Source organism: Terrisphaera buseokensis, from assembly GCF_047521145.2.
Classification (GTDB): domain Bacteria; phylum Verrucomicrobiota; class Verrucomicrobiia; order Opitutales; family Opitutaceae; genus ER46.
On sequence record NZ_CM134186.1, the window covers coordinates 5305564 to 5331232 of the forward strand.

Annotated in this window: 18 protein-coding genes; 3 read left to right on the plus strand and 15 right to left on the minus strand. The window is 62.9% G+C overall.

Features of this window, described 5'->3' with window-relative positions:
- Window positions 1–8: 8 nt before the first annotated feature.
- From ACLJEU_RS19945 to ACLJEU_RS19980, 8 genes are all read right to left on the minus strand, one after another.
- Window positions 9–4250, minus strand: coding sequence for an LPD38 domain-containing protein (locus tag ACLJEU_RS19945; protein ID WP_414664266.1), 4242 nt, complete (start codon window positions 4248–4250; stop codon window positions 9–11).
- Window positions 4247–5098, minus strand: coding sequence for a hypothetical protein (locus ACLJEU_RS19950; RefSeq protein WP_414664267.1), 852 nt, complete (start codon window positions 5096–5098; stop codon window positions 4247–4249). The genes ACLJEU_RS19945 and ACLJEU_RS19950 overlap by 4 nt, the downstream gene beginning before the upstream one ends.
- Window positions 5099–5233: 135 nt before the next feature.
- Window positions 5234–5821: a hypothetical protein gene (locus ACLJEU_RS19955; RefSeq protein WP_414664268.1), complete on the minus strand. Its 588-nt coding sequence runs from the start codon at window positions 5819–5821 to the stop codon at window positions 5234–5236.
- Window positions 5818–6210 (minus strand): hypothetical protein, encoded by a 393-nt coding sequence (locus ACLJEU_RS19960; protein ID WP_414664269.1) that lies wholly within the window; start codon window positions 6208–6210, stop codon window positions 5818–5820. Before ACLJEU_RS19960 ends, ACLJEU_RS19955 begins: the two co-directional genes overlap by 4 nt.
- On the minus strand, window positions 6194–6778 hold the full coding sequence (locus ACLJEU_RS19965; RefSeq protein WP_414664270.1) for a hypothetical protein: 585 nt from the start codon (window positions 6776–6778) through the stop codon (window positions 6194–6196). The genes ACLJEU_RS19960 and ACLJEU_RS19965 overlap by 17 nt, the downstream gene beginning before the upstream one ends.
- 199 nt (window positions 6779–6977) lie before the next feature.
- Window positions 6978–8774, minus strand: a complete 1797-nt coding sequence (locus ACLJEU_RS19970) for a DnaB-like helicase N-terminal domain-containing protein (RefSeq protein WP_414664271.1) — start codon at window positions 8772–8774, stop codon at window positions 6978–6980.
- Window positions 8775–8904: 130 nt separating this feature from the next.
- On the minus strand, window positions 8905–9126 hold the full coding sequence (locus ACLJEU_RS19975; protein WP_457795279.1) for a helix-turn-helix domain-containing protein: 222 nt from the start codon (window positions 9124–9126) through the stop codon (window positions 8905–8907).
- Window positions 9127–9185: 59 nt separating this feature from the next.
- Window positions 9186–10391, minus strand: coding sequence for a tyrosine-type recombinase/integrase (locus ACLJEU_RS19980; RefSeq protein WP_414664273.1), 1206 nt, complete (start codon window positions 10389–10391; stop codon window positions 9186–9188).
- Between the two features lie 1093 nt (window positions 10392–11484).
- Here ACLJEU_RS19980 and ACLJEU_RS19985 point away from each other — a divergent pair.
- Together ACLJEU_RS19985 and lpxD are read left to right on the plus strand one after the other, a co-directional pair.
- Entirely contained in the window at window positions 11485–12489 is a 1005-nt protein-coding gene (locus ACLJEU_RS19985; protein ID WP_414664274.1) for a fatty acid desaturase family protein, read from the plus strand.
- The gene (lpxD, locus tag ACLJEU_RS19990) at window positions 12426–13532 is read left to right on the plus strand and encodes a UDP-3-O-(3-hydroxymyristoyl)glucosamine N-acyltransferase (RefSeq protein WP_414664275.1); all 1107 of its coding nucleotides are present in this window, start codon (window positions 12426–12428) and stop codon (window positions 13530–13532) included. Before ACLJEU_RS19985 ends, lpxD begins: the two co-directional genes overlap by 64 nt.
- Before the next feature lie 58 nt (window positions 13533–13590).
- Here lpxD and ACLJEU_RS19995 read toward each other — a convergent pair whose 3' ends face one another.
- Window positions 13591–14658, minus strand: coding sequence for an IS630 family transposase (locus ACLJEU_RS19995; protein WP_457795280.1), 1068 nt, complete (start codon window positions 14656–14658; stop codon window positions 13591–13593).
- A gap of 881 nt (window positions 14659–15539) precedes the next feature.
- Window positions 15540–16103: a thioredoxin domain-containing protein gene (locus ACLJEU_RS20000; protein WP_414663130.1), complete on the minus strand. Its 564-nt coding sequence runs from the start codon at window positions 16101–16103 to the stop codon at window positions 15540–15542.
- 154 nt (window positions 16104–16257) lie between these two features.
- On the opposite strand from ACLJEU_RS20000, the gene ACLJEU_RS20005 reads away from it, so the two are divergent.
- A complete protein-coding gene (locus tag ACLJEU_RS20005) occupies window positions 16258–17502 on the plus strand; it encodes an outer membrane protein assembly factor BamB family protein (protein ID WP_414663131.1) in 1245 nt (414 codons plus the stop codon).
- 97 nt (window positions 17503–17599) lie between these two features.
- On the opposite strand, the gene ACLJEU_RS20010 is transcribed toward ACLJEU_RS20005, so the two are convergent.
- From ACLJEU_RS20010 to ACLJEU_RS20030, 5 genes are all read right to left on the minus strand, one after another.
- Complete coding sequence (locus ACLJEU_RS20010) at window positions 17600–18883, minus strand: NAD(P)/FAD-dependent oxidoreductase (RefSeq protein ID WP_414663132.1); 1284 nt, start codon at window positions 18881–18883, stop codon at window positions 17600–17602.
- 76 nt (window positions 18884–18959) lie between these two features.
- On the minus strand, window positions 18960–19580 hold the full coding sequence (locus tag ACLJEU_RS20015; RefSeq protein ID WP_414663133.1) for a hypothetical protein: 621 nt from the start codon (window positions 19578–19580) through the stop codon (window positions 18960–18962).
- Between the two features lie 72 nt (window positions 19581–19652).
- Entirely contained in the window at window positions 19653–21125 is a 1473-nt protein-coding gene (locus ACLJEU_RS20020; protein ID WP_414663134.1) for a DUF1501 domain-containing protein, read from the minus strand.
- A gap of 81 nt (window positions 21126–21206) precedes the next feature.
- Window positions 21207–23804 carry a PSD1 and planctomycete cytochrome C domain-containing protein gene (locus tag ACLJEU_RS20025; RefSeq protein ID WP_414663135.1) on the minus strand — a complete coding sequence of 866 codons (2598 nt, stop codon included), beginning with the start codon at window positions 23802–23804 and terminating at the stop codon, window positions 21207–21209.
- Between the two features lie 302 nt (window positions 23805–24106).
- Complete coding sequence (locus tag ACLJEU_RS20030) at window positions 24107–25633, minus strand: sulfatase (protein WP_414663136.1); 1527 nt, start codon at window positions 25631–25633, stop codon at window positions 24107–24109.
- Window positions 25634–25669 lie beyond the last annotated feature (36 nt).

A 25669-nucleotide genomic window follows, 5' to 3' on the forward strand; every position in this document is an offset into this window, starting at 1 on the left:
TGATGAGATCAATTCCGACCCGTGGGTGAATTCGTCAGGATTTGCTCCCATACTTCGTCGGTCAGGATCTTTTTGCGAAACTGATCCTCAATGAACGCGCGCCGGTCAGCCGGTGCCAGCCCGCCGATTCGTTGGCGAAGGTATTCAGCACGCGCTCCATCCTGCACGCCGAGCCGGGCCGCGATGCGGTCCGCTGCATCGAAGCCTTTTTGCCGGCGTTCGAATTCGTCGAGCACGGCGCCAAACAACTCCGGTTTTTCTGCGGCAAGTCTTTCGAGTCGTGCGCGGCGATCTGTCGTCGGCATCGCCTGCAGTGCCCCAAACTCGGTCTCGGCCGCATGGTCGACCGTCAGCCGCGCGTCGATTGACTTGCCCTTGACATCTCGGGCCAGAGCAACGGCGCCATCGTCCCGCCGAAAAGGCGTGCCGACAAAAACCTTCGTGAACGGATTCGCGGCCAGAGCTGACGTGGTCGGGTCACGAGTGCTCCCGTCCGAGCGCCTGGTGAACTGGCTGACAAGCCCACCGGTCAAGCCCTGCACCGCCTGTTGCAACATGAGCGGCGAGCGCATCGGGTCCCACAACCCTTGCGGCATCAGCTTTGCAGCCTTCACGTAGAGATCCGGCGTGCGGCCGGTGAAATACTGCTGCGTCGGATCGGTTCCGCCCTGGAATTCAGCCGGGACAATCGGCGCATGCCTGAAGGTGTCACGGTTGGCGATGATCTCGAACGGAACGCGAAGAAGCGGATTCAGATTGCCGATCGCGCTTTCGACCCGCTCGGTTCCGTTGCGCCCGGTAATGTTGATCGGGCTGATATCCTCGATGAAGTTGACGCCAAACGTCGCCACGGCCGCGGGGTCCTTGCTCGCGGCGAAATCAAGTGCCGCCTGCGTCAGATTCGAAATCGTTTTCGCGCTCTCGCGTTTCGGCACGGTGAAAAACTCACGGAATTTCTTTCCTTGGGCATCCACCCCGTAGAGGGGTGCGCCGTCTTCGTCGTAGCGGGGAATCCAAAGGAAGTTCTCCCGGTCACGCTGTGAAAGGCTTTCGAAGTCAGCTTTGTTTTCCGGGTCCTGATTTCTGTACCAGAAATACGCCGACGCGACGCCAGCAGTTGCGCCGAGCCTGATCCACGAATCGCGGGCGGCCTTACCACCATCGCCGCCGGCAAGCCTCGTGAGATCACTTGTGACACCCTGCAGCCGCGCGTTGAAGAAAATGAAGAGCATGTTCATGTCCTTCGCCAGACCGCCGTGACGCGCGAAGTCGGGGGAACCGGCAAAATTTCGGATCTCCGAAACGATCTCCTCGAGCTTGGCCGCGGCCTGCGCCGGCGGGAGCTTGTCGATCCCCTCGATGCGAACGCCACGCTTGAAGCCCATCATCTTCGTCGTCTCCTCGAGGACACGCGTGAAATCCTGGAGCGTATCGATAACACTGCGCCCGCCGTTCACGGCTGCCTCCGTGACTTTTGTCGCCTCAAATCGTCCGCCGATTCGGGAGATCGCATCCTGCAACGTGCTACCCGCGGCGCCCGATTCGTAGAAGGCGCGAGCGAGCTGCGTGTCTTTTCCCGCCACGTTCCTCAGCACAGACGCGTAGAGCGCATGAACGAAATCGATCGGAATCTGATACGCCTCTCGCGGGTCGAGCTGTACCCCGTATTTCGACAGCAGCAAAAGCCGAGGTTGATCCGCGGCCACAAGATTCCTCACCTGAAACGCTGCATTCGCCGACGTGGCACCAAACCGAAACACCGAACCGAGTGACTGAGCGAACGAGCCGATTACACCGGTCTGCGTCGCATTCAAACCCTTCACCGCACGCGCAACGGCAGCGTCGACTTCGAGATGCATGGGAACACCGGAATCGAAGTAGTTGACCGCGTGGTAGCCGGCGCGCGGTTCCTGCCCAGGCCGCAGTTTCCTGATCACGGTGCCCGACGTGTCGAGGTCCGCGAGACGCGCCAGTTCGAGCATCTTCAGATTTTTCTCGGCCAGCACACGGCCGTTAAAAATCTGCTCGGCAGCCACACGCGTCGGACTGTCGAGGTGGAAGTTCGGATCGTCGATGCCCTCGATCGCTTTCGCGATCTGCCGCCGCGTGTCGATTGCGCCCGCGCTCGCGGCCCCGTCGAAACGCTCCGATGCGCGCAGCACGCGAAACGGCGCGTAAAAGTCGTTGCTCGCTTTGATGCCGGCGTAGGCTTCGGGACTGAGGCGTCCTGATGTGACTTGAAGGCGCAAGTTCTCGTCCAGCTCCTGCTGGAAGGAACCAGCAGCAAGCTGATCGAGTTCCGCGAACCGCTTCGTACCCAGCTTCGCCTCGAGTTGTTGAAGCGCGCGGTCTACAGATGCGAGGTCTTCGCCGCCGACGCGCTTTAGATCTGCGTTCTTCGCGAGCGTCGCGATTTCGGCGGGAGTGCGTTGGGCCGCTGGAATCCCTGCGATCCTTGCCTGATCAATCGCGATGGTGTGGTTCCACTGGAGCCGCTGGCCCGTGCGCTTGACGGCGAGCAGAACGTCGAAATCCCGGGCTTCGGATGGCTGGATCTGTGAAATCACGGCTCGCTCGAAATCCTGCACATCCTGGAGCCCTTTTCCGCTGGCGCCTGCTACCTGCTCAAATTTGCGCGACATCGGCAGCGGTGAGGGAATCACAGTGCTGCCGGGATTCGCTTTCGCGATCTGTGACTCGAGTCGGTCGAGGGGCGCAAACTTCGTGACTACGGCTTCGCGGATGCGGTTCGGCCAAGTTGCCATCCGTTCAGCGAGCGGCGCGCCCTCCGGCGGAGATATGTTCGAGTACCACCGATCAATGTCGGGGTATTGGCCGGGAGGCAGCTTCGGCACTACGGCGGCGGCGAATGTGCGCCCCAAGGCATAGCCGCCCCCTGCGCCGATTACGGCATAGGTCAGGCCGCGTTTGATTCGCTCATCAGGCGTTCCGTCCTGCGACACGCCAACGGCAAGCCCGGAGCCGCCGCCGGCGAGCGCTGCCGCCAGCTTCGGCGCAACGAATCCGTACTCTTCAGCGATCCGCTGCGCCTGCGGGGAGAGCTGAACGCCGGCGGGAATGTCCCCGCCTTCGACTTTGGGCGCGCTGGCGTCAATCTCTGCGCCAAGGCGGGCGCGTTCTGCGGTCGCGCCCGTGTCGGCGCCGAGCCTGACGTCGAGGTTCGTGACCTGCTCTTTGGCCGGGTCGCCTCCGAGCATCAGAGTATCGTCCGGCGAAATGCGAGACTCGGCCGCCCGCTCAAGCGCGGACGCGGATGCGACTGCGTTGCCCTCGGCTTCCTGCCCGGCCAGTTTGGCGTTGAGCGCGCCGAGTTCCGGCGACGCCGGTTTGAGCCCGATTTGCGCGTCAATTGCGCCGGGGGTTTCGTCGGCGACGATGGCGGCCGTTACGTCTGCCTTGCGCGCCGCCGATTCCGCCGCGCTCGGCTTGGCAGTGACGATCCCCATCTTCTCACCCACAAAGTCGCGGAGCGCCAGCAACGGGGGTTGGTCCGCCGGGTCTGCTGTCTCGATCGCCTTCGTCAGCACGGCCGATGCTTCCGCGGGCGTCTTTCCCTCGAGCTGGCTCCGCAATTTGCTGACGATGGCCGGAACGCCTTTCTCAAGGCCGCCGAGCGCGCCGCCGAAAATGAGTCCGCCGCCCGCAGCAAAGCCGACTTCGCCCCAAGACGGCAGTTCCTTGCGGTCGATCAGTGTCTCCACGGCCTTCGCCCCGACGCCTAGGCCCGCGCCCTGCGCGCCGCGCAACGCGACCGTGCCGGCGACGGTCTTCGCTGCTCCGCCGGCAGGGACTGCGCCCATCGCCGCCGCCGCGACTGCCTGCCCCTTGCTGAAGTCGTCGCGCTCGCCGCGGAAGTATTCCCGCGTTTGGCGCAAGAGGTTGCCAGCCGTTCCGCCAGCCGCGCCGCCCGCCGCCGCGCCGCCAGGTCCCGCGACTGCGCCCGCGATCGAGCCGCCAATTGCCGGAACCACGTCGGCCGCCACGTCGCCGACCTTGCCGCCGCCGGAAAGAATCGCCTTCACGACGCCCTTGCGCGTGAGAAGCGCCGACGAAACGGCTTCGGAAATCTTGTCGAGTAGCGGAGCGCGGTCCGCCTCTTTCTTCGCGCGACCTTCCTCGGCGTCAGCCAGGCCGAACGCCTTTTGCGCTTCCTCCTTGGTCGGCGGACGGTCGCCTTCGACTTCAATGATTCGGCCGCCTTCGCCTTCGATTTCGTAGATAGACGTCATTTCAGGTCGGAGAGTTTAACGCGGATCCGGGCGGGTTCGTTGTTGGGAGTGGAAGTCGATTTTGGCGTCGGCGGTGTCGACGCGGAAGTGCCGGGCCCAGCCACCGGAGCGGCCAGGAACGCCGCCGCGCGCGGATCATCGAGGCCGAGACCTTTGCGAACGCCGCGCTCCGTGAGCGCCTTGATTCGCTTCTCCCAAAACGCAGTTTCCTCCGGGTCGCCGGCGGCGCGGGCCGCCTCGAGCTTCCGTTGCATCTGCTCGGAACCGTATGCCGTATTGATCGGGCTCGCCTGCGCCTTCTGCAATAGGTTCTCGTACAGCGCAACGCCCTCGTCGTCGCCGGCCTGACGCGCTTCCTCGAGCGACGCGCGGTAACGGCCGATCTTGTCGCCGGCCGCCGCGCGCGTTCCAGCAACTTCGATCGCCGTGTCGCCGCGGACCTTCGCCACTTCCTTTTGCCCGGCGATTGATTGCGTCAGGTGACGCAGCGCGGTCGCCTCGGTGTGCATCTTCGCGACGACGTTTTTCTTCGCGTCGAACTCTTTCGAGTAGGCTTGCACGTTGTCCAGGTGCCCGTAACGGCCGATCCACTCGAGTCCGGCCTGTTCCCGGGAATCGGGATCGGAGAGCTGCATGATCTCGTCGAACTCGGCCCGGGCTTTCGGGATGACGCTGCTTGCCGCCGCGCGCGCCGCTTCGGTCTGCTCGAGGCCGACGACGTGCGTTTGAGCGTCGGCGATGTCGGCCGCCTGCTTGGCTCGCATCGCGGGCGCGAGGATCTGAAACTTCTGCTGTTGGCGTGCGCTTTCCTCCTCCTGCATTTGCGCCTGACGTTCGCGCAGCCGCATGGCTTGTTGGCGCTCCATGAGCGAAGCGCCCGTTCCGATGCCGGAATTGAGCGCGCCGACGATGTTTCCGGCGCCTTGGCCGGGCATGAATTGGGCTTCGGTCATTGGTCTAGATTTGGTTCGTAGTGGGGGTTCTCAACTCGGCATTACGCCGTTCTTGGCAGCACGGTGCCGTGCCCAATGGAGGCGAAGCGATTCACCACGACGGCTCCTGGGCTTCGCCGGGCACGGTGGCGGAGTCGCGTCATCACCGTTGAGTGCGAAGAAGCGTTCGAAGTATCTGTTTCGGCGTTCGATCTCGAGCGCTGCGGCATGACGTTTCGGCAAAGGCTTTTTCCAGATTCCCCGGCGCGCGAGCCTGCGGGCCCACGCCACGCGTTCCGCATCGAACATCGTCAATGCTCCTGTGAATTCTCGGAGCCTATTTGCGGCCTTAACTTCGAATTCGACCAAGCCGCCGTCCGAAACCTCATGTGAAACCAATGCGGCGAGCAGATTGACATACGCCCCCAAAAGAGAAGCTGCGTCTATATGAACTAGCCGGGAGAGCGTCAAAAGGCGGTCGGCCTTCGTGAACGTCGCCGCAGCTTGGTTCGATACGATTTCAACCACCAACATCCGTGAATTCTCGATGCGCTCGGCAAGTCGCGTCATCAATTGAAGTACGTTTTTCGCGCGCTCGTATCGGTGTTCTGGTGACATAAATTTATTTCGTTTTTTCACTGAGGAATAAAATTCGGGTCTGCCCGCTGCTGAAACTCGGATACGGCTTGCGCGAGCAATTCGGACTCGACCTCGAGCGCTCTGACGCGGAGGTAGCGGCCCGCAAAGCGTCGGGCGACTTCACCCCGTGGCATCAGCGCATTGTTCAAATCATTCAGGTGGTCCAACTCGCAATCGATCCGTTGTTTCATGCAGTGATCGTTGAGGATGAGCCGGCCGGCCAAAACTAGCGCTTCGCCAGTCATCGGCCCGCGATAGCTTTGGAGCCAACAGACCAAACCGGCGGCCGCCTCGCGTTCGTGCAGCAAATTTGAAAGGGCAGCGCAGACGTTGCGCGCGGTTGGATAAGCCGGCGGATGGCTCAGGCCGATGTCAGCGGGTGTCGTCATCGTTGGCGAATTCGAGATCGTCGTCGTCTCTCACGACTTCATCTGTGACCACTTCGACGCATGCCGCACTCGGCGCCGCGTTCGCACTCGCAAGCCCGCATGGGCGCGCGAAAATCATTGCGAGGGCCGACACTCGACCCGCCGACTCCTCAGGCTTGGCGTCGAGCCCGGCGAGTTTGAAGACCCGCTCAGCGAACAGTTTTTTACCACGTTGAACTGCGCTCACACCGGCTGCGTCCACGGCCAGGTCCATACCGCCGTCTTTGAGCGCAATCGCGTCTTTTTTCAGGTCCTCAACGATCATCGTCAGGATTTCCTCGACAGCCTGCCCCATCGATCCCCGCACACTCTCTAGTGCCTCGGTAACGGATTTCTGGCGTACCTCTGCGATCTCCCCCTTCTGGCGCGTCCATTTCTCCCGGACGGCCATGTTCGATATCGACCTAGCCGAAAGCTGCAATCCACTGGACCGAAGCAACAGCGCGATCTCGGCCGGACCCTGGCCCTGAAGGTACAGTCTCTGAATTTTGGTCCGTTGAGCCTGCGTTATTGGCAACAATTTGGGCATCCTTGAAAGGCTTGGAGTCTGTTTCGCACGTCCCGCAATCTAGGATAAGGCCGTGGCTTTTTCCCGTGATCGGTCAGGGCTCAATTAGTCCGGCCCTCGCAAAGGCTCAAAATTTGGACCGCAGAATTGAATACCCCCCCCCATGGGGGGGTATTTGTGGGCCAATTTTGCAGCCCTGTTGGAAGTAGAAATTGCACCCTTATTGAGCATTATTGAGTTCCTGTACCTCGGGGGCGGCTTCCGTACCTGCCCCCGGCAGGTTGAGATAGTATTTATCATCGTCTGACTTGATCAGCTCGCCGTCTTGGAGCGCTTGTCGGAGTATGTTTCGGAACTGAGACTCTGAGATGCCGTCCACGCCGCGCGCTGCTCTCGCCAGGACGCCGAACTGCACGCGTTTTTCCAGGCCCGGGCACACGCGCCGGAGGGTCGATAAATACGACTTGAAGAAAAATTTGGCAGGGCGGCCGATTTTCACCTTCGCCTCGGTCGAATCCGAACTCTCGGGGTCCCGGGTCTCCCAATGCAAAACCCGGAAGGGTTCAGCGCGTCCCTCGATTCTCACTTCTTCTGACGAGTGCTTGATCGGGATTTTCGTCGTCAACTCAAAGCGAGTTCCGGTGACGCTGTCTGGAGCTTTGATCCTCACGCCCGCGCGCTTTCCCCGCTTGGCAAGCACGAGGTGAAAATCCCCCTCCTTTTCCGCAGGTTTGAGCGTGATGATCGCGCGTGCCCAATTGACGATTTCGGCGCTGCCGGCCGCGTCGTACATGAACTCGTGCCACTTCTTGTCGACGACTCCCTTACCAGTCATCGGTTTCGGCGTGTGATGCACGATCATGTATGCGAACTCGTCGTCCTTGTTGATCCCGTTGAGTCCGCCGCGAAGAAAGTCGCCGATTTCCTTCGCCGCCTGCGTGTCGCATCCGGCAAACGCGTGGAGCGGATTCAGCCAAACGAGGTCGGGCTTAACCTTCGCAACCAAGACGCGAAGCTGTGAAAGGAATGCTGCGCCGCGGTGAACCTTCTCGCGCACGATCACCACGTTTTTTCCGACGACAGCCAGCTCCGCCGGAGTCAGCTTCAGGGTATGCGATAGGCTGAACATCACTTCTCCAATATCGCCGTCCGCGTCCTCAGCTTGGATCAAAAGGCTCCGCAGAGGCCGCTTCGTTTCGATTCCGAGAAAGTCACGGCCAAGCGCGGCAAGAACCGGCCACTCGTAGCACATCACGCTTTTCCCCATGCCGGAAGATGAGACGATGATGGCACCGTCACCGCGGCCAATGTATCGATTCCTGCCGAGGAGGGCGGCCGGGTCGTTTTCTGGTGGCAATTCGAATGCGGTGATCGGCTGCGGTTCGCTCCCAACTCTTCCTCCGATTTGGATGCGATCGAAATTGCTCCGTATGGCTCCGAAAAGGTCGTCAATCCCTCCGGTGAAACCATAGCAATCCTCGACAGCTCTCGTCGCGGACCGGATCACCTCGCGCAGCAACGCGCTCTCGCGAACCTTGTCGATAAAGTATTCCGTCTGAGCCGTCGTGGGAATGCGGCTCGTTACCTGGACGAGAAACGCATAGCCCCCGATCTGATCGAGTTGCTTTGCGGTCTTCAGCTCCTCGGCGACAACGGAAACATCGATCGTCTTCGCGTTCCGATTGTAGAGCGAAACCAAGCAGTCGAAAACGATCCCGTGCTTCGGATCGTAGAACGAATCGATCCCGATGCGCGCGCGAAGGCACTTTCCGATCACCTCAGCGCCGTCGATGAAGCAGCAGGAAAGAAGATACTCTTCCGCCTCAAGGCTGTGCGGCAATGTCCGGCCCGGCGCGGACGCGCTCGCAAGGAAGTGACGGGGTGCGACGGGCGCCGGAAACGGCGCTACCTTTTCCTCGTAATGTTCGGCATCCGGTGGCACGTCAGCGCACAGCACCTTCGTAGGCTTTGCCGCGGGGCCGGACTCGTCGGCGAAATCGAGACTGGAGTCGCTCATAGATCGCACCCTCCCCGCGATTGCGATAATTCGACGTTGCCCAATCCCGCCTGTTTCGCGTCAATCCTTCTGCACGATATTCTGTTTAGCGAAGCTCCCGGACCCGCCAAGGCCGTGGAGCTTTTTTTCGTCATCGTGCACCCCCGGCCGAATGCTCGGTCAGGCGGGATTCTTTGATCAACCGTTCGACCTCTGATTCTTCGTAGCGAACGACTCGCGAGTTGATGACGACGGCCGAAATGCGGCCGTCACGTTGCCAGCGTTTAATGGAGTTCGAATGAACAGACAGACGCCGAGCGACGTCCTTTCTGGTGAGCAGGCTTTCTTTCAGGTTCACGAGTTTTGGACTCATATGAACCTCCCGAGATTAGCATGGTCTGACGAAATACAACCCCTGATAGCGCCCTTTTTTCACGACGCATTTTTTTCAACGCACAATTCAATCTTCACCGGCAGCGAGAAAACTGCGCGATCTTTTTTCGCAACGTAGACCGACCTCGTGAGTTGTATCGACGAATGCCGAAGTGCAGCACTCGCAGCAAACAAGCCGTGCGTTCGATTGATCTGGGTTCCGAACTCCTTCCGAAGGGAGTGCAAAGCGTTTCGATCTTCGACTCCATGCGCTTTCAACCATTTCGTGAGCTTCTTCAGAATTCGATCACAGCGATAGTGGTGATACCTACTTTCCGGCTTCGCCTCAACCGCTCCGCCGATGACGAATTTGGACGTGCTCGTTGCCATCCACGAACGCAGCATTTCTGAAAACACTGGATCGATATCAACCCCGACCTCGCTGCCCTCGGACTTCGCTCGGGTGAACTCGTTCGTTTCGATCTGGATCACGCCGTTCGCAAAATCGATTTGTTTCCAGGTGAGAGTGTCGATCTCGTCCCGGCGCAGACCTGCGAAAAGCGCCAGGCAAAACGCGCTGAACATTTCGCGCCGCGCTGTCCGCTCGCGGCCGACGGCTCGCTGAAACCGCCTGCTACGCGCAAGTTCGACTGGGTTTCGCGCCGAAGCGTGGACGGTTCCCTGCAAGGGACTCGGCTCAGAAATTTCGCTCAGTAAGAGTTCATCAGACGGAGACTCCAGTTCCCGCTGGGCTTGTTCAAAGAGGATTTCCGGCGAGATCCGGGAGACATACTGCGCCGTTGAGACCCGGGGAACGTCGACGCCGGCCAGTGGTAAAGGATCCGGTAGTGCGATATGCAATTTGGCGAGAACGGCCGGAGCGAACAGCGCTTTGCTGGAACGGAGGACACTCGCGATCGTCCGGCGAGCACGCCGTTCGAGAAGCGGATTTGTTGCCGCCCCGGAAATGTAACGCGATTTCCAACGCTGGATGGCTCTCGAGTTGATCCGCGAAAATCTGACGGCGTGAACGCGCGCCAGCCATTTTTGGTATCCGCCGCGGGCATGGTCATGCTTAGAATTGTCCGAGCGAATACCGAATACGCCCGCCACCAAGCGCCGGAATTTCCGGGCGTAAATTTCGAACGTGCCGGCCGCAATATCCGCCTCTGCTCTGACCGCCGCCAGGAATTCCCCCACGTTTGGATTGGCAACAGTTTCGCGCGCCGGTTTGACGGCTTCCCATCCCTTCGTCCGGAGGTTCATCCAGTGGTCTCGGGCGGTTTTCGCGGCCACATCCCTGTTCGAAGTGCCCAACCCTACCCAACGCTGGCGCCCGTCCCGGGACAACTGCACAGACCATTCAGGAACGCGGCACATTTCTCCCCCGGCGCCGCGGTAGGATCTCTGGCGCAAACGGCCCTTCCAGTAGTTTTCGTGCGTCTTCGGGAGCCGCCCGATCGTCGTAGCCGCCTTCTCGCACTGAATTGTTTCTGACTTACTTTTCCGTGTCTGACTTAGTTTTTCGTGATGCATTGTGGTCTGATGTTCACCAAGAGTAGACCGCGTTTCTACTCCCAAGAAGAGACCGAATCGGACCATGTAAGCTCATTTCAGATAAAGTGATGCAGAGGACTGAAAATCCTTGTGTCACTGGTTCGATTCCGGTCCGAGCCACCACTTTAGGAAACCCGCTGGGTCGCAAGACGCAGCGGGTTTTTTATTGCCTGCACCGGGAGCACCGGCGGGGCGCCTGAATTACTCCCGAGCACGCTCGTAATACCAATCGCTCTTTGCCTTTGGACTTTAGCCGTGGCTACGAGCGCCAGCGAGTGGCCGTTCGGCCACTCGCTGGCGCTCGTAGCCACGATCGATCCAGAAGTCCAAAAGCACGGAGCGATTGGTATAATATCCCATCGCCCCAAGGTCCTGCACTCCACCGCGGATGGCGCGGATCTGGCGGATAAGACAATCATCTTCGCAACCAGCGAAGTCCCGCGGTCGCGGTCGATGGGTTCGGGAGGCTTGAAGCGGAAGTGTCCAGGGCGACTCCCACCTCGTCGTAGTGCCCAAAACACAAAGGCCGTCCCTCGCGGGACGGCCGTTGTGACCTAACACCAAGCAAACCTTAATTACCGTTTACCAGACGGCAATGAACTACACGGGGAAAGACTCAGCTGGCGGAAAAACGCTCAAAAAATTCGCGGAAAAATGCAGGGCGGACTGATTTTGCGGCGCGGGTCGCCCGCAACCGGTTGCGGCGAGGGGGCGGCGGAGAGCGGCGAGAACATCGAAGTTGATTTCGTTACGACTGCGTTCTTGCAGGGCCGCCGAACCTGCCCAACACACGAGGCCGCAAATGAGCATACCCCACTCCCGTGCGCTTCGGGCTAAAGCGGGCACGGATCTCATTCTGGCGACCAAGCCGTTCGCCAAGGACGATCCGTGGCGCAGTTGGTGGGCGATCCTTTCCACCGGGTTTCTACTCATCGGCGCGCTGGCTGGAACCCTCTGGCTCGTCGACCTGCCCGCCCGCCTGGTTTGCAGTGTGCTCGCCGGACTGCTGCTTACCCGGTCGTTTGTGATTTACCACGATCAGCAGCACCACGCGATTCTCCCTCGTTCGCGGCTGGCGGAAGGCCTGATGCAGGTCTTCGGCCTCCTGGCCCTGAGCCCCAGCAGCGTGTGGCGCAGCTCGCACAATCATCACCACAACCACAACTCAAAGCTGCGCGGGTCGCACATCGGATCGTATCCGATCATGACGACAGAGCAGTTCAAACGCAGTTCGCGGTCGCGTCGTTTCGGCTACCTGTTTGTCCGGCATCCGCTGACGATTCTCTGCGGGTATGTGTTCATGTTCCTCTACGGCATGTGTGTGAATCCGTTCCTGAACCGGCCGGCCCGGCACTGGGACTGCCTGCTGGCGATCGTCGTCCATTTTGCAATCAGCGCGGCGCTCGTGGTCTACGGCGGGTGGACGACGCTGCTCGTGACCCAGATCCTGCCCCATTTCATTCTCCACGCCATCGGCGCGTACTTCTTCTACGCGCAGCACAATTTCCCGGGCGTGTCCTTCAAGGACAAGGATGGCTGGACCTACGAGAAGGCGGCGCTGGAGTCGTCGAGTTTTCTGCGCACCGGTCCCGTCGTGGCCTGGTTCACGGCCAACATCGGCTACCACCACATTCATCACCTCAATGCGCGGATCCCGTTTTACCGCCTCCCCGAGGTCCTGCGCGCCATCCCGGAACTGCAGTCGCCCAAAACGACGTCACTGCACCCCGCCGACATCGTGCGTTGCCTGCGCCTGAAAGTGTGGGACGTGGAAACCCAGCGCATGGTCGGCGTCTCCGGTCTCTAGTCCGCCTTCCCTTCATGACCCTCACTGCTGCCCAACTCGCGGAACACCTCAAAGGCGAGGTCGTTGGCGACGCGTCGACGCCACTCACCGGCTTCGCCGCCGCGGATCTCGCTCGCCCTGGCGATCTGACCTTCGCGGAAAAAGACACTTACTTCGCGGCCGCGGAAGCCAGCGCCGCCTCTGCGATCCTGGTCTCGGGTCCGTTCACCTCGGCCACCAAGGTGATCATCCGGGTGGCCAACGCCCGCATCGCCGCGGCGCGGGTGCTGCCCCTCTTCTTTCCGCCCGACGCCCCCGTGGCCGGCATTCATCCTACGGCCACCGTCGCCGCCACGGCCGGCATCGACCCGTCGGCGCAGATCGGGCCGGGCTGCGTGATTGGTGACGGTGTCCGCATCGGTGCGCGCACCGTCCTGCTCGGCGGCAATCACATCGGCCGCGACAGCCAGCTGGGCGACGACGTGCGCCTGTTCCCCAACGTGGTGATTTACCCGCGCACCCACATCGGCCACCGCGTCGCCATCCATGCCGGAACCGTCATCGGGTCAGACGGCTACGGCTACGTTTTTGATCAGGGCCAGCACCGAAAAATCCTTCAGGTCGGGAACGTGGTAATTCACGACGACGTGGAAATCGGGGCCAATTCCGCCATCGATCGTGCAGCGCTGGGATCCACGGTGATCGGTGCCGGCACCAAAATCGACAACCTCGTCCACGTCGCCCACAACGTCGTGTTCGGGCGGCACTGCCTCATCATGGGTCAGGCCGGTTTTGCCGGCAGCACCCAGCTCGGGGATTACTGCGTGATCGCCTCCCAATCGGGCATCGCGGGACACCTGAAACTGGGCCGTCAGGTCACCGTCGGCGGGAAGTCCGGCGTGATGCGCGATGTCGCCGACAAAGAAACCGTCCTCGGCTTCCCCGCCGTGCCCGACAAGCAGGCGAAACGGCAATGGATCGGCATTCAGAAACTACCCGAGATGCTCCTGCGGCTGCGGGAACTGGAAAAGCAGGTCGAAGAGCTGAAAGCGAAACGGGCCTGAGCAACGCGGGGAGTGATACCAATCGCTCCTTATACCAATCGCCGTTATTAATTAGACTTTAGGTTGGCGCGCCAGCGTTTACGCCGTCGAGTAGCCAGCCGCGGCCAATCAACTCCGCGACGCGGGCGCTCTCGGTGCGCCACGGTCGCAGCGCGGCGAGCAGATGATCTTCGAGGCGGCGCAGGCTCGGATAGAGTCGATTGCAGATCTGGTCCTTCACCAAGTCACCGAGTTTCTCGACCGGATTGAGTTCTGGGCTATAGGGCGGCAAGGGCAGCAGTCGGACGTTCTTGGGCAAGCGCGGATCAGCGAGTGGCAGGTGGAAGCCGGCCTGGTCTTGGATCACGACATGCAACGCCGCCGGGTCCGTGGCGCCGAGCTGTTGAAGAAACAGCGCATGCACGTCTTGGTCGATGCACGGGGTGAACAGTAGTTCCAGGCGGTTGGCGCCATCGACTTCCAGCGCCTCGTGGAGGTAGCCCCACTGATAACGCGTCGCATACGGGGCGTGCACGCGGACCCCGCGTTGGCCCCAGACCCGACGGATCACGGGCAACAAGCCATAGCGGTGCTCATCGAGCACCCACAACCGCACCGGTTGTCCGGTGCGCGCGGCCGGACCGGCGAGCGCTTCCAGTTTCAGGGGCAGTTCGACTTTGAAGGCCGCGGCTTTCGCGGGATCCTTTTTCGCATGGCTCTTGCGGGGCACTTTGAGCTTACCGCCCAACCGGCGCAGCACCTTGAGGGCACCGCTCTCACTGAGGGTTTTGCGGGTGCGCTTCTTAATCCAAGCTTGGGCGTCCTTCGCTCGCCGGAACTGCCCGGCGGCCAACCGTTCCAGGAACTCGGTTTGCACGGCCCCACGCACGGCCGGCCGGTTTCCCGGCGCCTTGCCCCGCTGCAGCAGAGCGGCCACGCCGCCGGCGACGACCTTGTCCCGATACGTGAACACCGTCTGCCGCGACACATCCGCAATCTTCATGATCTCCGCCACCGTCAGTTCGTGCTGCGCGATCAGCCGCACCACCAGCAGGCGCCGCCGCGCCCAGTCCGGCTGGGACTGCGTCCACGCCGCCTCAATCTGTGCCACCACTTCCTCGCCCAGTTTCGGTAGAGTTCTCGCCATGCCCCCGGACTACTCCAAAGCGACCTGCTTGTATAGTCTAAATGTTAGAGGCTGTTGGTATTACTCTTGGACTTCTGGATCGATCGTGGCTACGAGCGCCACGTCTAAAGTCCAAAGGCAAAGAGCGATTGGTATGATGGCTGAGTAAGCAGAGCTGAGGGTTGAGCGTTGAGAGCAAAACCGAGTTGAGAGCGGATTTGGCCGCTGATGCGGATTAAGTCATCCGCGTTATCCGCCCTATCCGCGGTCAATAATTCCGCTATGGGCCTCGGCTTGGGTGCAAATCCCAGGGCGATGGTTATAAACCACAAAAGCCGTCCCTTGCGGGACGGCTTTTGTGACCTAACACCAAGCAAACCTTAATTGCCGTTTACCAGACGGCAATGAACTACACGGGGAAAGACTCAGCGCGTACAGAAACGCTCAAAAGTTTTTCAGAAAAAATGCGTTTTTTTGTGCGGCGCGGAAAAACGGCCCCGAATCGACCGGTCAGACTTCGACCTCGAAGCGCTCGGGCGTCCGCTCCCGTTTCGGGGAAGGTACCCGCGCAGTCCGCAGGTCTCCGCGAACGTGGGTGGGACCCGATTGGGGCCGCGGCCCGCGACCGGCAAAACCGATCAGGATAATCGAACCCGCCGCGACCACGATGAATCCAAGAAGGTAAAACATGCGACCCCGCCAGTATGCCAGAATCGACCGGCGAATTTCATCCGGAGTACTGCGCGAATCGTGCTAGGTATTTCCACGCAACCAACTGTTCTCCATTCACAAGGCGTTCACAACCGCCCGCAGCTGTCCACCCGCCGACTGCGTTCATTACGACCGCCCCACCCCACGGTCCGCCGCCTCCCCGCGGGAGCGAAGACGCGCCGATCGCGGCGTCAGTTCACTTCCGGAATCGAGCACCCCATCGCCTTGGTCAGCGGCACCGCCACGGTTTTCCCCGCCAGAATCGCATCCAGGGCAGCCACGAGATCACGTGTCGTCGGCTCGGGGCGTTTGCGGGTCTGGTTGATGTAGAGGTCGTCGATCCTCCCCTGATAAAGCGGTGTCGCGGCACCATGAAACACTACCACCTCAGGTGTGACGCGCGCCTTCGCCAGCCGGGCGAGGTGCTGCGCCGGGTCGAGCAGCACGGGCGTTCGAATCTCAAACAACTCCACCTGCTTGATCGCGTCCGCCTTCTTCACCGAGGGATCGGACTGGACCAGATAAAAGGCGGCGCGGCCCCGGTAGAGCGCGGCGATCCGATTGATCTCCGGCAGATACGCGTTCGCCGTCGGACAATACGGCGAGATGAACACCAGCACGACCGGCTTCGCGTCCGCCGCGACCAACGGCGTGTGCCGCTTGCCCTCGAGATCGAGCAGCGCGAGGGGTTCATCGGCCGCCCGCGTCCCGCAGGTCAACGTGTACGCCAGCGTGAGCAGAAGGAGGAGTTTCATGGCAAACGAAAGTCGGGGGATTCAGCCGGACAACGCCAGCACCGTAACGCCCGCGACCGTCATGGCAACGACCGGCTGGCGTCGGCCACGTGGCAGCGTCGCGGGTTGCGCTTGCCGGTCTCGTTCGTTCCCCGCCACACTCCGCCACCACCCCATGAAACGTCTTCAGCTCCTGCTTTCCGGATGTGTGTTGGCTGCCATGGTTCCAAGCGTGCGGGCCGCGGCCGCCACGCAGGACTGGCCCGCTTGGCGCGGCCCGACCGCCGATGGTCATGCCGCCGCCGGGCAGACGGTGCCGGTGAAGTGGGACGAAAAGGAAAACCTGCTGTGGTCGACCCCGATTCGCGGCCGCGGCCACAGCTCCCCGACGGTCGTCGGCAACCGCATCTACGTGGCCACCGCCGACGTCGCCACCCAGGAGCAACTCGTGCTCTGTCTAGACCGCGCGACCGGCAAACCCGTCTGGGAAACGGTGGTGCATCGCGGCAATCTCGACGCCGGCGGCCACCGCAACACCTCCCTCGCTTCGTCGTCCGTCGCCTGGGACGGCGAGCGGCTCTACATTAATTTTCTGAACGAGAAAGCCGTGCACACGACGGCACTCGATGCCAAGGGGAAGATCGTCTGGCAGCAACGCGTCGCGGACTTCGTCCTGCACCAGGGTTTCGGCTCCTCGCCCGTCGTGCACCAATCCGTCGTCCTCGTCACCGCCGACAGCCGCGGCGGCGGCACAATCGCCGGCCTCGACAAACGCACCGGCGCCGTCCTCTGGCGCCAGGACCGGCCGAAGATCGCCAACTACACCTCGCCAGCCGTGCTCACGGCCGCGGGCCGGACGCAGCTGATTGTCGCCGGCTGCAATCTCGTTTCGAGCTTCGAACCCGTCAGCGGCAAGAAGCTGTGGGAAATCGCGGGCTCCACCGAGGAATGCGTGGTGACGGCCGTCACCGATGGGCAACGGGTGTTTGTCGGCGGCGGTTACCCGAAGAATCATACGGTCGCGGTGGAGGCCGACGGCTCCGGCCGCATCGCGTGGCAGAACGGCACGCGCGTCTACGTGCCCTCGATGCTCGTGCGCGATGGCCACGTGTACGCTGTCCTCGATGGCGGCCTCGCCGTGTGCTGGAAGGCCGACACCGGCGCCGAACTCTGGAAGGAGCGGCTGGGTGGCGATTTTTATTCGTCACCGGTGATGGTCGGCACCCGCATCTACGCCACGAACGTCCGCGGCATCACGTCGGTGTTCGAGGCCACGCCGAAGCAGTTCACGCTCCTCGCGCAGAATCCGTTGGGTGAGGAATCGTTCGCCTCCCCCGCGATCTGCGGCAACCGAATCTACCTGCGCGGCGTGAAAAAAGGCGACGCCCGGCAGGAATATCTCTGGTGCGTCGGCCAGTAGCCGCGCGCACGATCAAACGCACGAACGCACGCATCTCCGGGAGCGCAGGCGTCTCGCCTGCTTCCGAAAAATGCAGGCGTCCCGCCTGCGCTCCCGCTCAACCCGCGACGGGCGTCGCCGCGAGGGGCTCGCCATAAGGCAGATCATCCGGCAACGGCACGAACTCGCGAATCCGTGCCCACAGCCGGGAAAAATCCTTGTCCAGGTCGCCCGAGAGACAATCGGTGATCGCGCCGCCACACTCGGGGTAACGCATGATGACGTCCTTGAACGAAAACTTCGGGTCGTAGAACGCGTACACGAGCTTGCGCATGTTCTCGACGCCCCGCCGCAGCGTCGCGCCGTACTCCGCAAATCGCATCGGCGAAAGATCTCCGTCGATGAGGCCCGCGTGGATCGCCTCGCCAGCGAGATGTCCGCTCTTGAGCGCGAGCATCACGCCGCTGCTGAACACCGGGTCGAGGAACGCGAAGGCGTCGCCCAGCAGCAGGAGGCCCGGCGCCGCGCAGTGACGCGAGTGGCGCGAGTATTCGCTCGTGATGAAATACTCGCCGGTCGAATGGCCGACCGAAAGCCGATCCTTGATCCACAGATTCTGCTCCACCTCGCGATGGAAGATCGCCTTCGGGTCCTTCACGCCTTCGCGGGTGAGATATTTGCCCTCGGCGACGACACCCACGCTCGTCATGCGATTGTGCTGCGGGATGTACCAGAACCAGCCCTTGTCCGGCACGTACGCCACCGTGGTCTCACCTTCGTCGATGCCCTCGCCGCGCTTCGAATCCTGATAGTACGTCCACACGGCGATTTTGTTGAGATACGGATCGCGCACCCGCCAGCCGCGGCGGTTCGAGGCGAACGCCTCCTTGCCGGAACAATCGAGCGTGATCTTGGCGCGCACTTCGTACGTGCGACCGGTCGAATCCGTCGCCTCGACCCCGACGACCTGATCGCCGTCCATCACGAGGCGGTTGACGGCGGTCTCCTCGCGCACTTCCGCGCCCTTTTCCCGGGCGTTGTCGAGGAGCAGTTGATCGAATTCCGACCGCAGCACCTGCCAGGTCTGGGCCACAGTCCCGCGGTCGTAGCGGTTGAAAAAATAGAACGGCTGCGAGCGGTGTCCATCCGGCTGCACAAAACTCACGCTGTACTTTTTCACGAACGCCGACTGCCGCATCTTCGGAATCATGCCGAGCCGTTCGAGCGGTTGAAACGTGAACGGAATCAGCGACTCGCCGATGTGATAGCGCGGGAACTTCTCGCGTTCGAGGATCAGCACCCGATGCCCGTACTCCGCCAGGATTGCCCCCGCGGAAGAACCCGCGGGACCGGCTCCGATGATGATGGCGTCGTAGGTGGAGTCGGTGGCGTGGGTCGGCATCGTGGGAGAAAAGGGAAGCGATTCGTGACGCGGCGCAAGACGCACGCGCACCGCAAACACTGCGCCAATTCCCGCGCTATCTCCCGCCCGCCCGCGACCGGAGCGGCGCCTGAACATGATACAGGACGTAACCCAACCCCGCGCCGAAACCCAGCCCGTGCGCGGCACCCCACAGCAACCGGCCCGGCGCGCCACGCACGGTGGCGTAGAGTTCACCGCCGAGCGAATAACCCAACGTGTGCAGCGTGAAGAGCACCGCGTACAGCGACAGAAAGTTTCCCTGCAGGCCAAACGCCCGTTGCAACAACGCGGTCAACGCTGCAAGCCCCACGGCCGCGCCCCACAGGTCAGCCTGGTGTTTGCCGTGCAGGCCGAACCAGAACGCGCACCAGATGATCGCGTACACCGCGAACCCGGTGGCAAAGAGCAGCGAAAACCGTCGCGCCGCGCCCGCGCCCAGCACAAGCCGGCTGAGGGCGAGACCGGTGACGCCGATGTAAATCGCCGCGATCGCTGCGTACATCGCGGCCTCGCCCGGAATGAGCTTGAACGCCCAGATCGAATACGCGACGACGCTGACCGCGGCAAAACTCAGCGCGCCCTGTACCATCGAGCCCGCGGCCGACGCGGCACCGCCGCGCAGCGCGCCACCCGATCGCGCCAGCACGTCATCCGGGGTAAGACCAAAGCTTCGCATCGCGGCCCAGCCTCAGGCGTCACCGGCCGCGCATCAACGCAGAAACCGGCCGGATGGCGCCGGGGCGTGTCATCACGCCAGAATCCCCTTCACGACCTGCCCGTGCACATCGGTCAGCCGGAAGTTGCGGCCCTGGAACTTGTACGTGAGCCGCTCGTGGTTGATGCCGAGCTGATGCAGCACGGTCGCCTGAAAATCGTGCACGTGCACGCGGTTCTCGGTGGCGTTGAAACCGAACTCATCCGTCGCTCCGTAGGTGAAGCCGGGCTTCACGCCGCCTCCCGCCATCCACAGCGAAAACGCATACGGATGATGGTCGCGGCCCCATTGCTTCACATCGTCAATCTTGCCCTGCAGGAAAGGCGTCCGCCCGAACTCCCCACCCCAAATCACCAGCGTGTCCTCGAGCAGTCCGCGTTGCTTTAGATCGCGAATCAACGCCGCCGACGGCGCGTCCGTATCCTCACATTGGATTTTCAGCTGCGAGTTCAGGTTGCGATGCTGATCCCAGCCCGCGTGCATGACCTGGATGAACCGCACGCCGCGCTCGGCGAGCCGGCGGGCCATGAGACAATTGTACGCGTAGCTGCCCTGCCGTCTCACTTCGGGTCCGTACATCTCGAGCGTCGCGGCCGACTCCTTCGAAAAATCCGTGAGCTCCGGCACGCTCGCCTGCATGCGGTACGCCATCTCGTACTGCGCAATCCGCGTCGTGATCTCGGGATCACCGAAGTCCTCGCGTTTGATTTCGTTCAGGTGCGCGAGATCGTCGAGCATCCCGCGCCGCACTTCGCGGCTCATGCCGTTGGGATTCGAGAGATACAGCACGGGATCGCCCGCACCGCGAAACGCCACGCCTTGGTACTTCGTCGGCAGGAAGCCGCTGCCCCAGTAGAAATCGTAGAAGATCTGGCCGCAGCTCGCCTCCTTGTCGCGCGACGTCATCACGACAAAGGCCGGCAATTCCTCCGTCTCGCTGCCCAGCCCGTAACTCAGCCAGCCGCCCAGCGAAGGCCGGCCTGCCATCTCCGATCCGGTGAGAAAAAACGTGATCGCCGGGGCGTGATTCACCGCCTCGGTGTGCATCGATTTCACGAAGCACAGGTCGTCGACGATGCCCGCCGTCTTCGGCAGGAAGTCAGACACCCACGCGCCGCTCTTCCCGTGCTGCGCAAACTTCGTGATCTCCGCCAGCACCGGCCGCGCCGTCTGGTTGCCGGTCATGGTGGAGAACCGCTTTCCGCCCGTCAGCGCGTCGGGAATCTGCTGCCCATGCCACTCGCGCAGCTTCGGCTTGTAGTCGAACAAGTCCACGTGCGACGGCGCGCCGTTCTGAAACAGATAGATCACGCGCTTCGCCTTCGGCGCGAAATGCGGCAGCTCCGGCAAGCCCGGAATCCCGCGCGTCCCCGGCTTCACGAGGCCGGCGCCAAACGCATCCTTGCCCAGCAACGACGCCAGTGCCGCCGTGCCCACGCCGAGCGCCGAGCGGCCAAAGAACTGGCGGCGGGTGTAGAGGGCGTTGCCTTCAAGCAGAGGATCCATGGAGCGGGGTGTCAGGAGTCAGGTGTCAGGTGTCAGGAGTCAGGAGTGAACGTGGCTACGAGCGCCAGCGAGTGGCCGGCTTCATTCGCGCGAAAGGGTTTCGTCGAGATTCAGGAGCAACGAACACAAGGCCGTCCACGCCGCGTGTTCCACCGCATCCAGCGTCTCAGGCCGCGCGGCCTCACCGGTCGCCGCGAGCTGCAACGCCGACGCCGGATCCGCGGCGAACTGCGTGCGCAGCCGCGCGAGGCGTTCCAGAAGGATCGTTCGTTCCCGCGCAACGGGCAGTCGTGACGTCACGACGCGAAACACATAATCGAGCCGCGCCGCATCGGTGTCGGCGGCGACCGACGCCCCCTGCGCCAGCACGCGCGCGGCCTCGACGAACGCCGGATCGTTAAGTGTCACGAGCGCGTGCAGCGGCGTGTTCGTGCGCGCCACTTTCACCGTGCACACCTGACGTGCGCCGGCGTCGAAGAACGACGTGGGACCGACAATCCGACGCCAGAACACGTACAGGCTGCGCCGATACAGCGCCGTGCCGTGATCCTGCTTGTACGTCTTCTTGCCGAAGGTCGCCTCCTCCCAGATTCCGGCCGGCTGGTACGGATTCACCGACGGCCCGCCCGGCTTGTCCATCAACAGACCGGCCGCAGCCAGTGCCTGATCGCGAATCATCCAGGACGGCATGCGGTGACGCGGCCCGCGCGCGAGCAGCCGGTTTTCCGGATCGCGCTCGTACAACGCCGCCGTCACGCGCGACGACTGCCGGTAAGTCGCGCTGGTCGCGATGAGCCGATGCAGGGCCTTCATGTCCCAGCCGCTGCGCACAAACTCCGTCGCGAGCCAGTCGAGCAGTTCGGGATGCGACGGACGTTCGCCCTGCGCGCCAAAGTCCTCCGCCGTCTTGACGAGCCCCGTGCCGAAAAACGCCTGCCACGCTCGGTTCACCGTCACGCGCGCCACCAGCGGATTCTCCGCCGAGACGAGCCACCGCGCGAGGTCGAGCCGGTTGAAACGTTTCTCCGGGAGCGCCGGCGTCCCGCCGGCATCCGCCACCGAAAGCGGGCGGGATACCGGCGCTCCCGGCTCGGACCCGTGGGCCCGCGCAAACATCGACGGAATCGCGCCCGTAACCTTCACGTCGGTCTTACTCTCGTAGTTGCCCTTGTTGAGCATGAACGTGTCGCGCGGCTTCGGCAGCTCGTCCATGATCATCACCTTCGTGATGTTGCTGTTCGCGGTATCGCGCGCGCGCACCGCGGTAAGGAGTTTCTGCAACAACGCCGCGTACGCAGGATCGGGCTCGGTGGTCTTGAAATGCGGAATCGCCTCCAGCAGCGAATCCACGCCGCGGCGTCGCGGCTCCACTTTCGCCAATGTGGCCGGGAGATTGCCGGGCAGTTTCAACGCATCGGGCGACTCCGCGAGCGGCCGGCCTTCGGGCCGCGGAAACTTCGTCACCTCGAATGCCTCGACCTCCTTCGCCGCCGCCTCGACCGCGGCGGTCGTCTTCTTGACGCGTTCGCGCTCGGCGTCGGTCGACATGTCCAGCACCGGCGCAATCTGTCCGCGCTGGCCGCCGGCCGATCCCGTTTCCGACATCTGGTTGAAGACGTCGAACATCGCGTAGTAATCCTTCTGGGTAATCGGATCGTACTTGTGATCGTGACACCGCGCGCACGTGAACGTCGCGCCGAGCCAGACGGTCGCGGTCGTCTCGACGCGGTCGAAGACGTTCTCGACGCGCGTCTCCTCGGCAATGCGCCCGCCCTCGCCGTTGAACATGTTGTTCCGGTGAAACCCGCTCGCGAGCTTCTGCTCCCGCGTCGCGTCCGGCAGCAAATCGCCGGCGAGCTGTTCGATCGTGAACTGATCGTACGGCATGTTCGCGTTCAACGCGTTCACCACCCAGTCGCGCCACGGCCACATCGTGCGCTCGGGGTCGCCCTGAAAACCGTTCGTGTCGGCGTAGCGCGCGAGATCCAGCCAGTCCCACGCCCAGCGCTCACCGTAGCGCGGCGAGGCGATCAGCCGATCCACCACGCGCTCGTAGGCGTCCGGTGATCGATCCGCGAGAAACGCATCCAGCTCGGCCGGCGTCGGCGGCACGCCGGTCAATTCGAGCGTCACCCGGCGCAGCAGCGTCGGACGATCCGCCTCCGGCGCAAACGCGAGCCCGCTGGCTGCGAGTTGGGTGCCCACAAATGCATCGACGGGCGTAAGGCGTGCGGCGGTCGCACCCACGGATTTCGGCAGCGCCGGCACTTCCGGCCGCACCGGCGGCGTGAACGCCCAGTGCAGGCCCCAGGGCGCGCCGGCCGCAATCCACTTACGCAACAGGGCGACTTCGTCCGGCTTGAGCTGACGATTCGCCTCGGGCGGCGGCATCACTTCGTCCTCTTCCTTGCTCGTGATACGCAGGAAAAGTTCGCTGCGCGCGGGGTCGCCCGGCGTCACGACGGTGATGTCCTCGCGCGTCCGGAAAATCCCCTCGCGTTGATCCAGCCGCAGTTTCGCCTTCCGACTGCCGGCATCGGGGCCATGACAATTGAAACAGGCGTCCGACAGGATCGGCAGAATCTGGCGGTTGAAGTCGACCGACTCGGCCGCGCCTGCGGCCACGACCACCGCCAGGGCGGCCCACGCGCGACGCAGTTGAAGCAAGGGGTAAGACATGCCGGGGCTGAATGCACGTGCGGGAGGCATCCGAGTCAAACCTCGGAGATCGGATTTCCGTCCGGCCGGACCTCGCTCCCACCGCATTATACCAAACGCTCGATGCCTTTGGACTTCAGCCGTGGCTACGAGCGCCAGCGAGTGGCCGAACGACCACTCGCTGGCGCTCGTAGCCACGATCGATCCAGACGTCCAAAAGCAAGGAGCGATTGGTATTACCGCGCAGGGAACCTTCGGAACCTTCAAATCAGCCGGCGCGCCACGACTCGCCCCCAACCCTCGCTCGCTGCCGCTCCGAACGATCAGTGCGGGATCGGGTCGGTCCGCTTCACCGGCTTTCCTTCCCAGGTCGCGGTATCAGTCGCGGGATCGTAGGTGAGCACGCGACTCGCGCTGTTCGGCGCCGGCGGGCGGTCAATCGTGGGCAGCCACCGGCGATGTTCGGCGAGCACCGCGGCGTTCTCCGGTTTCAGGGCCACGTTGGTCCACTCGCGCGGATCGTTCGCGTGGTCGTAAAGCTCCTCGGTGCCATCGGCGTAGCGAATGTACCGCCAGCGCTCGCTGCGGACGCCATGATTGCCCTGGTTGTGGCTCGTGATCGCGGGGCGGGCCCGCGGGGCCTGGGCGTTTCGCAGCTGGGGAACGAGGCTCAGCCCTTCGAGATCGGTCCGGGCCGGCAGTCCGGAGAGCTCCACCAGCGTGGGATAGAGATCGAGCAGCTCGGCCGGCTGCGTGCTGCGTCCGCCGCGGGCGATGCCCGGACCGGCGAAGATCAGCGGCACGCGCGTGCCCACGTCCCAGAGCGTGTTCTTCCCGGTGATCGCTTTTTCGCCCAGATGCCAGCCGTGGTCGCCCCAGACGACCATCACCGTGTTTTCCGCGAGGCCCGCGTCCTCCAGCGCCTGCATGATCCGACCGACCTGGGCGTCGACGAAGCTGGTGGCGGCAAGATAGCTGCGGACGAGGTTGCGCCACTGCTTCCGTTCCTTGACCCAGTCGAGCCGCGGCTCCGGCAGATTCCAGTGCAGGTACCACGAGAATCGCGGCGTGTCCGAACGGTCGTCATCCTTCACTTTGGGCAGGATACTGTCGTCGTCGGGATAAAGGTCCGCCCATTGCTTCGTCACATAGATCGGGACGTGCGGCAGGAAAAAACCGGCCGCGAGGAAAAACGGCTGGTCCTTCGGCGCCTGCCGGATCTGGTCCACCGCCCAGCTCGCGACCTGGTAGTCGCCCTTGTCCTCATCGCGATGCGGAAACACGCCCCAATCCATCAACGGGTTGTTTCCCATCGGGGTGTCGCCGATGAGTTTCGCCGGCGGTCGGACTCCGACGCCCCCGGCCGATCCAATGACGTCAAACTCGGGCGCGCCCGTGGCCGCCTTGGCCGCATCCTTGGCTTTCCCGCGGCCGGCCGGCGCCGGACCTCCGTGATAGACCTTGCCGGTCGACAACGTGCGGTAGCCATGAGCCTTGAAGTGCTGCGGCAGCGAGACGCGATCGCGCCACTCGGGGAGCGTGCGAAACCAGGGCGAGAGGCCATAGATACCCGTCGTCGTGGGGCGAAGTCCCAGCATGAGGCTGGTGCGCGATGGATTGCACAGCGGCGCCTGGCAATGCGCGTTGAGCATTGCCGTGCCCCGGGCCGCCAGCCGGTCGAGGTGAGGCGTCTTTGCGAGCGGATGTCCGCCGAAGGCGCCGATCCAGTCGTTCTGGTCGTCGATGGCGAGGAACACGACGTTCGGTCGCGCGGGACCGGCGGCGGTCAGCGGAGAAACGGCCGCAAACAAGAGAGCGAGCAAGGCCAGGGGGCGCAGGGGGTGAGGCATTGTAAGTGGGGTGAAGGAAGGGTGGGTACGCGCGGA

Excerpts from the sequence above, each read along its gene's own strand:
- ACLJEU_RS19975 (WP_457795279.1), bottom strand. The coding sequence starts at position 9,126 with ATGAGTCCAAAACTCGTGAACCTGAAAGAAAGCCTGCTCACCAGAAAG.
- ACLJEU_RS19965 (WP_414664270.1), bottom strand. The coding sequence starts at position 6,778 with ATGCCCAAATTGTTGCCAATAACGCAGGCTCAACGGACCAAAATTCAG.
- ACLJEU_RS20015 (WP_414663133.1), bottom strand. The coding sequence starts at position 19,580 with ATGCGAAGCTTTGGTCTTACCCCGGATGACGTGCTGGCGCGATCGGGT.
- ACLJEU_RS19980 (WP_414664273.1), bottom strand. The coding sequence starts at position 10,391 with ATGAACCTCCGGACGAAGGGATGGGAAGCCGTCAAACCGGCGCGCGAA.
- ACLJEU_RS19985 (WP_414664274.1), top strand. The coding sequence starts at position 11,485 with ATGAGCATACCCCACTCCCGTGCGCTTCGGGCTAAAGCGGGCACGGAT.
- ACLJEU_RS19995 (WP_457795280.1), bottom strand. The coding sequence starts at position 14,658 with ATGGCGAGAACTCTACCGAAACTGGGCGAGGAAGTGGTGGCACAGATT.
- ACLJEU_RS20030 (WP_414663136.1), bottom strand. The coding sequence starts at position 25,633 with ATGCCTCACCCCCTGCGCCCCCTGGCCTTGCTCGCTCTCTTGTTTGCG.
- ACLJEU_RS19950 (WP_414664267.1), bottom strand. The coding sequence starts at position 5,098 with ATGCGGCTGCGCGAACGTCAGGCGCAAATGCAGGAGGAGGAAAGCGCA.
- ACLJEU_RS20000 (WP_414663130.1), bottom strand. The coding sequence starts at position 16,103 with ATGAAACTCCTCCTTCTGCTCACGCTGGCGTACACGTTGACCTGCGGG.
- ACLJEU_RS20020 (WP_414663134.1), bottom strand. The coding sequence starts at position 21,125 with ATGGATCCTCTGCTTGAAGGCAACGCCCTCTACACCCGCCGCCAGTTC.
- ACLJEU_RS20005 (WP_414663131.1), top strand. The coding sequence starts at position 16,258 with ATGAAACGTCTTCAGCTCCTGCTTTCCGGATGTGTGTTGGCTGCCATG.
- ACLJEU_RS20025 (WP_414663135.1), bottom strand. The coding sequence starts at position 23,804 with ATGTCTTACCCCTTGCTTCAACTGCGTCGCGCGTGGGCCGCCCTGGCG.
- ACLJEU_RS19960 (WP_414664269.1), bottom strand. The coding sequence starts at position 6,210 with ATGACGACACCCGCTGACATCGGCCTGAGCCATCCGCCGGCTTATCCA.
- ACLJEU_RS19945 (WP_414664266.1), bottom strand. The coding sequence starts at position 4,250 with ATGACGTCTATCTACGAAATCGAAGGCGAAGGCGGCCGAATCATTGAA.
- ACLJEU_RS20010 (WP_414663132.1), bottom strand. The coding sequence starts at position 18,883 with ATGCCGACCCACGCCACCGACTCCACCTACGACGCCATCATCATCGGA.
- ACLJEU_RS19970 (WP_414664271.1), bottom strand. The coding sequence starts at position 8,774 with ATGAGCGACTCCAGTCTCGATTTCGCCGACGAGTCCGGCCCCGCGGCA.